This window comes from Pseudomonas sp. GW821-FHT02C04 (assembly GCF_059421845.1).
In genome coordinates this window covers 76,186-90,249 of record NZ_JBWKVT010000003.1, presented here as the reverse complement: position 1 = coordinate 90,249, position 14,064 = coordinate 76,186, and the positions used below count along the sequence as shown (strand labels likewise).

Below are 14,064 nucleotides of genomic sequence, written 5' to 3'. Positions count from 1 at the left end.
CCTCGGTTGGTATTGAGGTGATGACGAATCGGGGTGGCGTCGATAGACTGCCGCCCCGTTTTTGTATCAAGGAAGATCAGCGTGAAGACGCTACTTGGCTTTTCTCTGGCCACGGCCATGACCCTCATCACTCCCTTTCTGCACGCCGCCGAACCGCTGGACGCCGAAGACATCGCGTTCCAGGCGCTGAGCCCGGTGGTCACCGCGCTGATCAATGCCGACGATGTTCCTGAATTGATGGCGCGGGCCGAGAAGCTCGAAGACACCGATACCTTGCAGGCCATTGCGGTTTATCTGGCGGCCACTCGTGAAGACCCGAAGCAAATGCTCGCGCCTTATCAGGTCGCTGCGCTGTTTGCTCGCCGTGGTGACGACAAACTGGCCTTGCGCTTCCTGCAAGAGGCTGACGATCGTGGCATGTGGTTCGGCCCATTGCTGGCCGGCGACGAGGATTTTTCCGACCTGCGCGAGACCGCCACCTACAAAGCCGTATTGGCCAACGCGCAGCAGCGCTACAAGACCATCGCGCCCGGCAAGGTCGGCGCCATTTCAGTGCTCAACCCATCGGCGGATATTCCCGCGCCCAAGGCGTGCCGTCCGGTGGTGGTCTGGCTGCACGGCTACGGTATCAACGGCGAGCTCGACGAGAGCTACCAACCACTCGCTGATACCGGGGCCATTATTCTTGGCATCAACGGTACAGAGATGATCAATGCGGTGGACAGCTTCCGCTGGATCGGCCCGGGCTTCGAAGGCACCCATCAAACGGTGCAGAACGGCTTGAACCAATTGGCGGCGCAGCAATGCATCGATCGCAAGCACGTCTACCTGATGGGCTTCTCTCAAGGCTCACAACACGCGGGCGCACTGCTGGCGCAACATCCGGATGACTACGCGGGTGCTTTGTTGCTGTCACCTGGTGGCCGACAGCCGACACCGACGGTGAGCAAGGCGCACGGCAAAAGGGTGTTTGTGATCAACGGCAAGATGGAAGGGTCGGGCAATCAGCAGATGGCCACGGACTTCCGCAAGTTGTTCAGTGACGGTAACGAAGTCAAATCCCGTACCCATGAGGGCGGACATTCCTTCCCGGACGACTGGAGCACCTCTCTACCCCAAGCGCTGCGCTGGTTGATGGGTAGCGACGCCTGAAACAAAAAAATCGCAGGTCTGGCCACGTCTTCAGGACGCTTTGGCCAGGTCTGCGATTTTTTTTGCGTGTGTGTCGCGCAGTCAGTCCGGTTCGCAGCCCTTGAGGACCAACCGGATGATGGTTTGCGCCGCGGCTTCATAGTCGGCTTCGTCGAGCTTTTCCTTACCGGTCACGGCGGAGATCTGCCAGTCGAAGTCGGCGTAGGTCTGGGTCGCGGCCCAGATGCTGAACATCAGGTGGTTGGGGTCGATCGGGGCGATCTGGCCGCGGTCGATCCAGCTCTGGATGCAGTCGATGTTGTGCTTGGCCTGGCTGTTCAATTGCTCGACCAGGTCGGCGCTCAGGTGCGGGGCGCCGTGCATGATTTCGCTGGCGAACACCTTCGAGGCAAACGGCAGGTCGCGGGAGATGCGGATCTTCGAGCGGATGTAGCCGCTCAGCACTTCGCTCGGCACGCCGTCCGGGTTGAACGGGGTCGAGGCCTGCAGGATCGGCACGATGATGCTTTCCAGAACCTCGCGGTAGAGGTTTTCCTTGGACTTGAAGTAGTAGTAGACGTTGGGCTTGGGCAATCCCGCCTTGGCGGCGATGTCGCTGGTTTTGGTCGCAGCGAAGCCCTTGTCGGCAAACTCCTCACTGGCAGCACGCAGGATCAGTTCTTTGTTGCGCTCGCGGATTGTGCTCATAAACCCGGTGGTTCCTTGCCTGTACTGGCGGTTGCGCATGGTAGCACCGGCCTCGCGCAGCGCTCAACAATGCCGGTCGGTGGCGCTCGTCGCGTCAGTCTGTCGCCAGCCTGAACGAGTTCACCTTCGCCCGCGACGGCTTTCGGGGCGCTGCTAGAGTCTAGGCAGACGCGGGGGCAAGAGGCGGGCGGTCATGGCGAAACGCAGGCGCGGCAAAGTCCTGTTGATCATCGGCATTGTGCTGTTGCTGGGGCTTGGCCTGTGGCTCTACCTGAGTGCCGGTCAGCATCGGGTCAAACCTCCGCCCGCCGCCGAGCCGGTCGCAACGGTCGCGGTCAAGCTTCAAGACGTGCCGGTCTACATCGACGCTTTGGGCACGGTGACCCCGACCCGCAGCGTGACCGTGGTGACGCAGGTCAACGGCATTCTCAGCTCGGTCGAGTTCAAGGAAGGCCAGCACGTCGCCAAGGGCCAGGTCATCGCCCGCATCGACGACCGGGCGCTGAAGGCGCAACTGGCGGTGGCCAAAGGCACGCTGATGCACGATCAGGCGCTGCTTGCCAACGCCGTGCGGGATCTGGCGCGTTATCGCGAACTGATTAAAGTCGGCTCCACCACCCAGCAGACCCTCGATACCCAGGCCTCGCTGGTGCAACAACTGCAAGGCACGGTCGCTTCGGATCAGGGTAGTGTGCAGAACCTCGACGTCCAGTTGAGCTACTGCACCATCACCTCGCCGGTGGACGGCGTAGTCGGTTTGCGCCAGGTCGACCCCGGCAACTACGTGACCACCACCAGCACCACCGGGATTGCCGTGATCACCCAGATGACCCCGGCCACGGTGGTGTTCGCCGTGCCCGAGGATGATCTGGGGGCGATCAATCAGGCCATGGCCAAGGGCGCAGTGACGGTGCTGGCGTATGACCGCAACAAACACAACCTGCTGGCCACCGGCAATCTGCTGGCGCTGGATAATCAGGTCGATACCAGCACCGGCACGATCAAGGTCAAGGCGCAGTTCGACGATGCCGACAAGGCGCTGTTTCCCAATCAGTTCGTCAACGCCCGGCTCAAGACCGACACCCTGAGCCAGAACCCCGTGGTGCCGACCCGGGCGATCCAGCACGGCAGCAAGGGTGATTTCGTGTTTGTAGTGGTCAACCCCGGCAACAAGGTCAGCCTGCGCAACATCAAGACCGGGCCGGCCACCGGTGATGTCTCGGCGGTGCTCGACAACGGGGTGAAGGAGGGCGAGCAGGTCGTCACCGAGGGCGCCGACAAACTCGACGATGGCGCTGCGGTGAAAGTCGTCGCGCCTTAGGAGGCGTAGCCCATGAACGTCTCGCGCCCCTTCATCGAACGCCCGGTGGCTACCACGCTGTTGATGGTCGCCGTACTGTTGCTGGGGCTGCTGGGTTATCACTTGCTGTCGGTGTCGGCGTTGCCGGAAGTCGATTACCCGACCATTCAGGTGTTTACCCAATACCCCGGCGCGAGCCCCGAGGTCATCAGTTCGTCGATCACCGCGCCGCTGGAACGCCAGCTCGGCGAGATGCCGGGGCTCAAGTCGATGAACTCCACCAGCTCCGACGGCGCCTCGGTGGTGACACTGCAGTTCGATCTGTCGCTGTCGCTGGATGTCGCCGAACAGGAAGTGCAGGCCGCGATCAACGCCGCCGGCACCTTCCTGCCGGCGAACCTGCCGTACCCGCCGGTCTACAGCAAGGTCAACCCAGCCGACGCGCCGGTGCTGACGCTCTCGCTGACCTCCGACGTGCTGCCGTTGACCAAGGTCGAAGACCTCGCCGATACGCGGCTGGCGCAAAAGATTTCACAGATCACCGGTGTCGGCCTGGTCACCCTCAGCGGTGGTCAGCGCCCGGCGGTGCGGGTCGAGGCCAACACCTCGGCGCTGAACAGTCTGGGGCTGTCCCTCGATGACCTGCGCACTTCGCTGGGCACGGCCAACGTCAATCAGGCCAAGGGCAATATCGACGGCAAATATCAGGCGTATTCCATTGGCACCAACGACCAGTTGCAGTCGGCCGAGGAGTACCGAGACCTGGTGATCGCTTACAAGAATGGCGCGCCGATTCGCCTGTCGCAGATCGCGTCGTCGACCCAGGGTCCGGAGAATCCTCGGCAAGCGGCATGGACCGACAGCACGCCGTCGATTGTCCTGAACATTCAGCGCCAGCCAGGCGCCAACGTCATTGATGTGGTCGACCGCGTGCAACAACTGCTGCCCAAGTTACGTGCGAGTTTGCCGGCGACGCTGAAGGTCAACGTGCTCACCGACCGCACGCAAACCATCCGGGCCTCGGTCACCGACGTGCAGTACGAACTGGCGGTGGCGGTGTTGCTGGTGGTGATCGTGATTTTCCTGTTCCTGCGCAACGTGGCGGCAACGATCATCCCGGCGGTGACCGTGCCGCTGACGCTGGTCGGCACCCTGGCGGTGGCCTATGCGGTGGGGTTTTCGCTGAACAATCTGACGTTGATGGCGCTGACCATCGCCATCGGTTTTGTGGTCGATGACGCCATCGTCATGATCGAAAACATCACCCGCTACATCGAGGCCGGCGACTCGCCGATGCAGGCCGCGCTCAAGGGGGCGGAGCAGATCGGCTTCACCATTATTTCGCTGTCGGTGGCGCTGATCGCGGTGATGATCCCGCTGTTGTTCATGGGCGATGTGGTCGGTCGGCTGTTTCGCGAATTCGCTATGACCGTGGCGGTAACCATCGTCATCTCGGCGCTGATCACCCTGACCCTGACGCCGATGATGTGTTCGCGGATGCTCAAGCACAAACACGAGGAGCGCCGCGTCGATTTGTTCGACCGGGTCAACGGCTATTACGTCAAAGGCCTGGATTGGGTGCTGCTGCATCGCGGGCTGACGCTGATCTCGGTGGTGCTCACCGGGTTGCTGACGCTGTTGATCATCGTGGTCATGCCCAAAGGCTTTTTTCCCGAGCAGGACACTGGACTGATCCAGGGCATTTCCCAGGCGTCGCCGGGCATTTCCTTCCAGCAGATGCAGCTCGAACAGCAGCGGCTGGCTGCGCGGATTCTCAAGGATCCGGCAGTGGCGAGCCTGTCGTCATTCGTCGGTATCGACCAGACCAACCCGACGATCAATCAGGGCAACCTGTTGATCAACCTCAAGCCCCATGGCGACCGTGACAGCAGCGCAGCGGTGATTCGCCGGCTCTCCGACGCCAATGCCGACGACGCCGGGATTCGCCTGTACCTGCACAGCGTGCAGGACCTGACGCTGGACGCCACGGTCTCGACCACCAGTTATCGCCTGGGCCTGCAAGCTACTGACCCGGGCGAACTGGAAACCTGGACCAACAAACTGCTGACGGCGATCAAGCAAGACCCGATGTTCACCGACGTGCAAAGCCAGGCGATGCAGTTCGGCAATCAGATCCAGCTCAACTTCGACCGCGCCACCGCGTCGCGTCTGGGCATCACGCCACAGGCCATTGACGATGTGCTGTATGACGCCTTTGGCCAGCGTCAGGTGTCGACCATCTACACCCAGCTCAACCAGTATCACGTGGTGATCGCCACCGACCATCCGCCACACAATCTGGCGGATCTGTTGACCGGGCTCTACGTCGACATTCCCGGCGGTGGCGTGGCGCCGCTGTCGAGCATGGCGACGATGCAGGTGATTCGCGCGCCGGTAACGATCAATCGTCTGGGGCAGTTTCCCTACGCCGATGTCTCGTTCAACCTCGCCCCCGGCCAGACCCTCGGCGCGGCGGTGACGCGACTCAAGGACATCGAAACCCAGGCCGGCCTGCCGCTGTCGGTGCAGGCCAATCTGGAAGGGGCGGCGGCGACGTTCGAGGCGTCGTTGTCCAATCAGGTGTTTCTGGTGCTGGCGGCGATCATCGTGGTGTACCTGATGCTGGGGATTCTCTACGAGAGTTTCGTGCACCCGGTGACGATTCTCTCGACCCTCTTGTCCGCCGCGCTCGGCGCCTTGCTGGCGTTGCTGATCACCGGCACGCAGTTCGACATCATCGGTTTGATCGGCATCGTGCTGCTGATCGGGATCGTGATGAAAAACGGCATCATGATGGTCGACTTCGCCCTGGAGCTGGAGCGCAAGGGCGGACTCGATCCGGTGGCCGCGATCCGTCAGGCCGCCGAGCTGCGTTTCCGTCCGATCCTGATGACCAGCATGGCTTCGCTGTTTGGCGCAGTGCCGCTGGCGCTGGGCACCGGGATCGGTTCGGAACTGCGCCATCCGCTGGGGATCGCGATCATCGGCGGGCTGTTGCTGAGCCAATTGTTGACGCTGTTCTCGACCCCGGTGATTTTCCTCGCCATGCATGGCCTGGCGCAGCGCTTCACCCGGCGCCGGCCAGCTTCGGCCGAGGCCTTGCGCGATGAACCTTAGCGCGCCGTTCATCCAGCGCCCCATCGCCACCACGCTGTTGGCGGTCGGGCTGGCGCTGTTCGGCGTGCTGGCGTTCAACCTGCTGCCGGTGGCGCCGTTGCCGGAGGTGGATTTCCCGACCATCAGCGTGCGTGCGTCGTTGCCGGGTGCCGACCCGAGCACCGTGGCGTCATCGGTGGCGACGCCGCTGGAGCGTCAGTTCGGGCAGATCGCCGGGGTCACCGAAATGACCTCGTCCAGCTCGCTGGGGGCGACCCGCATCACCTTGCAATTCGACCTCAATCGCGACATCGACGGCGCGGCGCGGGACGTGCAAGCGGCGATCAACGCGGCGCGCAGCAGCCTTCCGAGCGATCTGTCCGGCAACCCGACCTACCGCAAGGTCAACCCGGCCGATTCGCCGATCCTGATCCTCAGCCTGACTTCCGACACGGCGACGCGCGGCCAGATGTACGACGTGGCCTCGACCCTGCTCGAACAGCGCCTGTTGCAGACCACGGGTGTGGGCGATGTGACGGTGGGGGGCGCGGCGTTGCCGGCGGTGCGCATCGAGCTCAATCCGGATCGGCTCAACCGCTACGGCGTCAGCCTGGAACAGGTACGACAGGTGATTCAGGCATCCAACGTCAACTTGCCCAAAGGCACCGTGTCGGTCGGCGATCAGTCCTATGGCCTGAAGGCCAACGACATGCTGTATCAGGGCAGCGATTACGGGCCGTTGGTGGTCAAGCAACGCAACGGCGATGTGGTGCGCATCTCGGACCTGGGCGACGTCAGCGAAGACGTCGAAGACTTGCGCAACTTCGGCCTGTCCAACGGCAAACCGGCGGTGTTGCTGGTGGTGTTCAAGCAGCCCGGCGCCAACGTGATCGATACCGTGGATGCGGTGAAGGCCGACCTGCCGTTTCTGCAGAGTTCGATCCCCTCGGCGATCAGGATCAACATCCTGATGGACCGCACCACCACGATTCGGGCATCGCTGCACGACGTGGAAGTGACCCTGCTGATTTCGATCGCGCTGGTGACGCTGGTGACCTTCGGCTTCTTCCGCGACTGGCGCAGCACATTGATCCCGGCCATCGTTGTGCCGTTGTCGCTGCTGGGCACTTTCGGGGCGATGTATTTTCTCGGCTACAGCCTCAACAACCTGTCGCTGATGGCGCTGACCATTTCCACCGGGTTCGTGGTGGACGATGCGATCGTGGTGGTCGAGAACATCATGCGTCACCTGGAAAAAGGCGAGAGCCGGGTGCAAGCGGCACTGGCCGGGGCGCGGGAGGTGGGCTTCACGGTGATGACCATCAGCGTGTCACTGGTGGCGGTGTTCATTCCGTTGCTGCTGATGGGTGGGGTGGTCGGGCGGCTGTTTCGCGAGTTTTCGATTTCGCTGTCGGTGGCCATCGTGATTTCGATGCTGGTGTCGCTGACGGTGACGCCGATGCTGGCCAGCGTGCTGCTGCGCACACAGCAGCAGAGCGGCAACGGCGACGATCACCCGGACTCGTACTTTCACCGGTTCTACGACCGCACGCTGGGTTGGGTCGTCGAGCATTCGTTCCTGATGGGCCTGCTGACGCTGCTGGTGATTGTGCTGGCGTGCGTGCTGTATGTGCTGGTGCCCAAGGGTTTCTTCCCGCAGGAAGACACCGGGCGCATGTCCGGCAGCATCATCGCGGCGCAGAGCATTTCCTTCGGGGCGATCCAGTCGAACTTCAGCGAGATCAATAAAAAGGTCTTGAGCAATCCGAACGTAGCGACGGTGGGCGGGTTCGTCGGCGGTGGTGGCGGGATTGGCGGGGCGGTCAACAGTGCGCAACTGTTCATCACCCTCAAGTCCCTGGAGGATCGCAAGGACAGCGCCGATCAGGTCATCGCGCAGGTTCGCCACACCCTCGGCGACATGCCCGGCACGCGCCTGTATCTGCAATCGGCGCAGGACATCACGGTTGGCGGGCGGCAGAGCGGGGCGCAGTACCAATACACGATGACCGCCGACGACCAGAGCACCCTCGACGAATGGGTGCCGAAAGTCGTCGCGGTGCTGCATGGCTTGCCGCAACTGACCGACGTGAACACCGATCAGCAGGACAACAGCCTGATGGCCAGCGTGACGGTCAATCGCGATGCCGCCGCCCGGCTCGGGGTCAGTATGTCGGCCATCGACCAGACGCTTTACGACGCCTTCGGTCAGCGCCAGGTTTCAACCATTTACCGCTCCGCCAATCAGTATCACGTGGTGATGGAAGTCGCGCCGCCGTACTGGGATTCCCCGGCGACCCTGAAAAACATCTACGTGCCGGTGGGCTCCGCCGCTGTCACCGGCAAGGGCGCTGCGGCGGCGCCGAACCTTAGCGCCACAGCCTCGCAGGCGTTGGTGCCGCTGTCGGCACTGGCCGATTATTCGGTGGGGCGCACGGCAATTTCGATCAGTCATCAGGGCACTTTTCCAGCGGTGACTGCTTCTTTCAATCTCGCGCCGGGCGTCTCCATCGGCCAGGCGACGACGCTGGTGGACAACGCCGTGAAGCAGTTGCGCATGCCGGCCAGTGTAGTCGGGCAGTTTGCCGGGACGGCGCAGGTGTTCCAGTCGTCGGTGGCCAGCGAGCCGTTGTTGATCGTCGCGGCGTTGCTGTCGGTGTACGTGGTGCTGGGCATGCTCTACGAGAGCCTGGTGCACCCGTTGACGATCCTTTCGACCTTGCCGTCGGCCGGTGTCGGCGCGCTGATCGCCTTGCTGCTGACCGGCACCGAGCTGTCGATCATCGCGCTGGTGGGGGTGATTCTGCTGATCGGGATCGTCAAGAAGAACGCGATCATGATGATCGACTTTGCCATCACCGAGCGCCGCGAATTCGGTTTGAGTGCCAAGGACGCGATTCGTCGCGCCTGCCTGATCCGCTTCCGGCCGATCATGATGACCACGCTGGCGGCGATCCTCGGTGCGCTTCCTTTAGTGCTCGGCAGCGGCTATGGCTCGGAACTGCGCCGGCCGTTGGGGATTTCGATCATTGGGGGCTTGCTGTTCAGCCAGTTGCTGACGCTGTACACCACGCCGGTGATCTACCTTTGGCTGGACCGGGCGTCGCAGCGCCTGAAGCGTAAGGAGCGATAAATGAAACGTCGCCTGTTCCCCGTGTGTGCCAGCCTGTTGCTGAGCCTGTTGTTGACCGGTTGCATGGTCGGGCCGGACTACCACAAGCCTGCCATTGAGCTGCCGACTTCGTTCAAGGAAGGCACGCAATGGCAGCGTGCGCAGGCCAATCCGCAAGGTGCATTGGACAGCCAATGGTGGCGGGACTATCAGGATCCTGTGCTCAACGATTTGATCGAGCGCTCGGCCAAGGCCAATCAATCGATCATCGGTGCCGAGGCGGCGTATCGGCTGGCGCAGGCGCAAGTGGCGTCGAGCCGCGCCGGGTTGTGGCCGACCGTGGGCGTGGGATTGTCCGGCGCTCGCGGAGTCGGCGGCGGGGCCAGCGGCAGCACCACCAGTGGTTTGACCGGCAGCAGTGGCAGCACCGTCGAACAAACGGTCAGCGCCACCCTGACGGCCAGTTGGGAGCCGGATTTGTGGGGGCAGGTGCGGCGCGGTATCGAGTCGAGCCAGGCGTCGCTGCAATCCTCCGACGCGTTGCTGGCCGGCGTGCGGCTGTCCATCGGCGCCAGCGTGGCGACCAACTATCTGGGGCTGCGGCAACTGGATATCGACATCGACCTGTTGCAGCAACAGCAGGCCATCAATCAGCAACTGCTGACGATGATTCAGGCGCAAACCGTTCAGGGCACGGCGACCAACGATCAATTGCTGGTGGCGCAGGATCAGCTCAGCACGGTGATCACGGCGCTGCAAACGGCGCAGCGTTCGCGGGAGCAGGCCGAGCATGCGCTGGCGGTGCTGGTGGGCGTGGCGCCGGCGCAATTCGATCTGCCCAAGGCCGCCGACTATCGCTTCACGACGCCGATGCCGCCGCTTGTATTGCCGTCGAATCTGCTGCTGCGCCGACCGGATGTGGTGTCGGCCGAACGCCTCGCAGCGGCGGCCAACGCGCGGATCGGCGTCGCTGAAGCGGCGTTCTTTCCGACCCTGAGTCTGACCGCCGAAGGTGGCTTCCGTGGTTCGGCGCTGGGCGGTCTGTTCTCCGTGCCAAACCGTATCTGGACCCTTGGGCCGGCGCTGGCTGAAACCGTTTTTGACGGCGGCGCCCGCGAAGCGGCCAAACAGGAAGCCGAGGCCACTTACGATCAGGACGTTGCGACGTATCGCGGCACGGTGCTCGGCGCGTTGCAAAACGTCGAAGACAACCTGTCGGCGATCCATCACCTGCACATTCAGGCGCAAGCCTTTGATCAGATGTTCCAGCGCAATCAGCAATTGTTCGGCAGTCAGCAGGCGCAGCAGCGGGCAGGCACGGTCAGCCAGCAAGCGGTGCTGACCCAGCAATTGGTGCTGTTGCAGGCCGAGCAGAACCTGCGCGATACCCAGGGATTGCTCAGTCAGGGCAGTGTCGCGCTGTTCCAGAGCCTGGGCGGTGGCTGGCAGGTGCCGTAGCATCTCGCTCCCTTGAGTGGCGCACGGTATGCTGCGCGCACTTTTTTCACGTAGGGAAGCCTGACCCATGGCAGGAAGCAGTTTGCTGGTGCTGATCGACGACATCGCCACCGTTCTGGACGATGTGGCGTTGATGAGCAAAATGGCCGCCAAGAAGACCGCCGGGGTGCTCGGCGATGACTTGGCGCTCAATGCCCAGCAGGTCTCGGGCGTGCGCGCCGAGCGGGAAATTCCCGTGGTGTGGGCGGTAGCCAAGGGTTCGTTCGTCAACAAGCTGATCCTGGTGCCGTCGGCGCTGGCGATCAGTGCCTTCGTGCCGTGGCTGGTGACGCCGCTGTTGATGGTCGGCGGCGCGTACCTGTGCTTCGAGGGCTTCGAGAAACTCGCGCATCCGCTGCTGCACGGCAAGGAGGAAGATCAAGCCGAGCATGCACAGTTGACCGAAGCGGTGGCCGATCCTGCTACCGATCTGGTGGCCTACGAGAAGGACAAGATCAAAGGCGCGATCCGCACCGACTTCATCCTTTCGGCGGAAATCATCGCCATCACGCTTGGCACCGTGGCCGAGGCTTCGCTGACCCAGCAAGTGATCGTGATGTCGGGCATCGCCATCGTCATGACCGTGGGCGTCTATGGTCTGGTGGCCGGTATCGTCAAACTCGATGACCTCGGCCTGTGGCTGACGCAGAAACCCGGCGCTGCGGCGAAACGCATCGGCAACGCGATCCTGCGCGCCGCGCCTTACATGATGAAAGGCCTGTCGGTGATCGGCACGGCGGCGATGTTCCTGGTCGGCGGCGGCATCCTGACCCACGGCGTACCGGTGGTGCATCACTGGATCGAGAGCGTTGCCGCAGCGGCGGGCAGCGCTGGGTTTGCAGTCCCCGTGTTGCTCAATGGCGTGGCGGGGGTTGTCGCGGGTGCGGTGGTGCTGGCTGTTGTATCGGTCGTCGGCAAGATCTGGAAAGCGCTGAAGGGCTGATCGCCTGCTCAATGAAAAAGGCCATTCGACTCGCATCGAATGGCCTTTTTTGTGGCTGCCGGTTTTATTCGGCGATCTGCAGTTTGCGCGATTCGGTGTACACGTAGCGCACCTTCTCGTACTCGAACGGCGAGTTCATCTGGCCGTAGCGGAAGTGGGTCTGATAGCGCTTATCGACTGCACGCAGCGCCCAGATTTCCGGGTGGTTTTCGCTGACTTTCGACACGTTCAGGTAGTTGATCGCCGATTCGGCGGTGTAGTCCACGGCCAGGCCGGCGGTGTCGCGGATGTTCGACGGGCCGAGGATCGGCAGCACGAAGTAGGCGCCGCCCGGTACGCCGTAGAAGCCCAGGGTCTGGCCGAAGTCTTCGTTCTGGCGCGGCAGGCCCATGGCGGTGGCCGGGTCCCACAGGCCGGCGATGCCGATGGTGGTATTGAGCAGCAGGCGCGCGGTGGTTTCCATCGAGCGCTTGCCCTTGAACTGCAACAGGCTGTTGACCAGGTTCGGTACGTCGCCGAGGTTGTTGAAGAAGTTGCTCACGCCGGAGCGCACGAAACCGGGTGTGACGTAGCGATAGCCGTCGACCACCGGCAGGAACACCCATTGGTCGAAGCGGTAGTTGAAGTGGTAGACCCGGCGGTTCCACGATTCCAGCGGGTCATACACGTTCAGCGCGTTGAGCGTCGAGCGCTCGAATTCGCGCTGGTCCAGCCCCGGGTTGAACTTGAGTTTGGACAGCGGCTCCTTGAAGCCGTCACTGTCGACTACCACGGGTGCGTTGGCTTTGCTGTTGTCGGCCTGGGCCACGCCTGCACAGAGTAACGCTGCAAACAGCAGGAGATATTTAGCCACGGAAGAACTCCAGCATGGCGTCGCTGTTGACGCGGTAGTTAAGGTTGCCGCAATGGCCGCCCAGTGGGTAAACCGTCAGGCGATCGCCGAAGGTCTTGCGCAGGAAACCGAGGTCGCCCGGGCCGAGGATCACGTCGTCGGCGTTGTGCATCACGGCGATTTTCGGGCTGTCGTGCAGGTAGTCCTTGAGGGCGTACAGGCTGACCTGATCGATCAGTTGCAGCAGGCTGCCACCGTCGGTGCGGGCGCGCCACATCGGGATCACCTGCTCGGTCAAATAGCAGTCGAAGTCACATTGCAGCGCACGCTTGAGGAACGGCGTGAGGCTGGTGCCTTCGGTGATCGGGAATTTCGGTGGGGTGATCAGGCCGCGACGGTTGATCAGGTCCGAGGTGAAGGCAATGTCCGCCGCCGAGAAGCGGAACGAGGTGCCGATCAGCATCGCCATCTGCTCGTTGCTCAGGTGCTGCTTGGATTGCTGGAAGTCATAGAGCAGCGCATCGTTGAGGTCGATGTAGCCTTTCTGCTGGAAGTAGCGGGTCAATTTGCCCAGCACCAGTTCATAGAAGGTGGTGCTGTTGTTGATGCCCTTGACCTCGGTCTGCACCAGCTTGTCGAGGTTGGTAATCGAGGTGTAGAGGTTGACCGGCGGGTTCAGCAGCAGGACTTTCTTGAAGTTGAAGCTGCGACGGGTTTCGTCCAGATGAGCGACGAACGCCGCATCCAATGCACCGAGGCTGTAGCCGCTGAGGTAATAGTCGGTGACCGGCAGTTTCGGGTTCTGCGCACGCACGGCCTGCATCACCCGGTACATGTCTTCGGCGTCTTCCTTGGTCACACCGGGGGTGGCGAAACGCGAGGCAGCGCTCATGAAGTCGAAACTGGTCGGGGAGGACAGCTGGACGACGTGGTAGCCGGCCTTGTAATAGAGCTTTTTCAGGTACTCATTGAGAGTGCTGTCAAAGCGCGCGCCAGTGCCGGCGATCAGGAAAATCAGCGGTGCGGCCTTGTCCTGGGTGGCGATGCGATACGTCAGTTTTTTCACCGGCCAGAAATTGTCCGGCAGGATGAATTCGCGTTCCGGGCGCAGGGTGACGCTGCGGTCGGTCTGATTGATGTCATCGTCCGACGGCAACTCCGGACGCAGGTCCGGCGGCGTGGTGGCGATGGTCGCTTCGAACGGGTTGGTCAGGGGATAGCCATAACTGGCGGCGTCGATATCCACCGCCAGCGCGGACGCACTCAGAATAAGGCCGCCAAGCAGGGCGACGAAGCGCAAGGATCGGAGCATGACTGAATCCCTTAAAGGAAGGTGCCGAATGAGGTTCGCAGGCTATGACCACTGGGTTTGCGCCAAAGTGCCACGCATCGGCACCAATCAGACGGAATTCGGGGTAATAGTAGCCGGACGATACACTTTGCAC

At 62.5% G+C, this 14,064-nt stretch carries 9 protein-coding genes; 6 read left to right on the top strand and 3 right to left on the bottom strand.

The features are described 5' to 3' along the window. The first annotated feature begins 81 nt into the window (after nt 1–81). A complete protein-coding gene (locus tag AC07VV_RS12305) occupies nt 82–1,152 on the top strand; it encodes an alpha/beta hydrolase-fold protein (RefSeq protein ID WP_495036364.1) in 1,071 nt (356 codons plus the stop codon). An 81-nt stretch (nt 1,153–1,233) separates the two neighbouring features. Here AC07VV_RS12305 and AC07VV_RS12300 read toward each other — a convergent pair whose 3' ends face one another. Beyond that, entirely contained in the window at nt 1,234–1,839 is a 606-nt protein-coding gene (locus AC07VV_RS12300; protein ID WP_096822132.1) for a TetR/AcrR family transcriptional regulator, read from the bottom strand. 193 nt (nt 1,840–2,032) lie between these two features. Here AC07VV_RS12300 and AC07VV_RS12295 point away from each other — a divergent pair, with 193 nt between their 5' ends. From AC07VV_RS12295 to AC07VV_RS12275, 5 genes are all read left to right on the top strand, one after another. Beyond that, nucleotides 2,033–3,160 carry an efflux RND transporter periplasmic adaptor subunit gene (locus AC07VV_RS12295; RefSeq protein ID WP_495036363.1) on the top strand — a complete coding sequence of 376 codons (1,128 nt, stop codon included), beginning with the start codon at nt 2,033–2,035 and terminating at the stop codon, nt 3,158–3,160. Between the two features lie 12 nt (nt 3,161–3,172). Beyond that, the gene (locus AC07VV_RS12290) at nt 3,173–6,256 is read left to right on the top strand and encodes an efflux RND transporter permease subunit (protein WP_495036362.1); all 3,084 of its coding nucleotides are present in this window, start codon (nt 3,173–3,175) and stop codon (nt 6,254–6,256) included. Further along, nucleotides 6,246–9,368, top strand: a complete 3,123-nt coding sequence (locus AC07VV_RS12285; RefSeq protein WP_495036361.1) for an efflux RND transporter permease subunit — start codon at nt 6,246–6,248, stop codon at nt 9,366–9,368. The genes AC07VV_RS12290 and AC07VV_RS12285 overlap by 11 nt, the downstream gene beginning before the upstream one ends. Next, nucleotides 9,369–10,805: an efflux transporter outer membrane subunit gene (locus AC07VV_RS12280; protein ID WP_495036360.1), complete on the top strand. Its 1,437-nt coding sequence runs from the start codon at nt 9,369–9,371 to the stop codon at nt 10,803–10,805. It abuts the gene before it with no gap. A gap of 67 nt (nt 10,806–10,872) precedes the next feature. Further along, nucleotides 10,873–11,787 (top strand): DUF808 domain-containing protein, encoded by a 915-nt coding sequence (locus tag AC07VV_RS12275; protein WP_495036359.1) that lies wholly within the window; start codon nt 10,873–10,875, stop codon nt 11,785–11,787. Nucleotides 11,788–11,851: 64 nt separating this feature from the next. On the opposite strand, the gene AC07VV_RS12270 is transcribed toward AC07VV_RS12275, so the two are convergent. Together AC07VV_RS12270 and AC07VV_RS12265 are read right to left on the bottom strand one after the other, a co-directional pair. Then, nucleotides 11,852–12,640 (bottom strand): MlaA family lipoprotein, encoded by a 789-nt coding sequence (locus AC07VV_RS12270; protein ID WP_169429444.1) that lies wholly within the window; start codon nt 12,638–12,640, stop codon nt 11,852–11,854. After that, a complete protein-coding gene (locus tag AC07VV_RS12265) occupies nt 12,633–13,931 on the bottom strand; it encodes a serine/threonine protein kinase (RefSeq protein WP_495036358.1) in 1,299 nt (432 codons plus the stop codon). The genes AC07VV_RS12270 and AC07VV_RS12265 overlap by 8 nt, the downstream gene beginning before the upstream one ends. Nucleotides 13,932–14,064: the final 133 nt, after the last annotated feature.

Coding starts and splice junctions, on each gene's coding strand:
- AC07VV_RS12300 (WP_096822132.1), bottom strand. CDS start 1,839: ATGAGCACAATCCGCGAGCGCAACAAAGAACTGATCCTGCGTGCTGCC.
- AC07VV_RS12295 (WP_495036363.1), top strand. CDS start 2,033: ATGGCGAAACGCAGGCGCGGCAAAGTCCTGTTGATCATCGGCATTGTG.
- AC07VV_RS12290 (WP_495036362.1), top strand. CDS start 3,173: ATGAACGTCTCGCGCCCCTTCATCGAACGCCCGGTGGCTACCACGCTG.
- AC07VV_RS12285 (WP_495036361.1), top strand. CDS start 6,246: ATGAACCTTAGCGCGCCGTTCATCCAGCGCCCCATCGCCACCACGCTG.
- AC07VV_RS12280 (WP_495036360.1), top strand. CDS start 9,369: ATGAAACGTCGCCTGTTCCCCGTGTGTGCCAGCCTGTTGCTGAGCCTG.
- AC07VV_RS12275 (WP_495036359.1), top strand. CDS start 10,873: ATGGCAGGAAGCAGTTTGCTGGTGCTGATCGACGACATCGCCACCGTT.
- AC07VV_RS12265 (WP_495036358.1), bottom strand. CDS start 13,931: ATGCTCCGATCCTTGCGCTTCGTCGCCCTGCTTGGCGGCCTTATTCTG.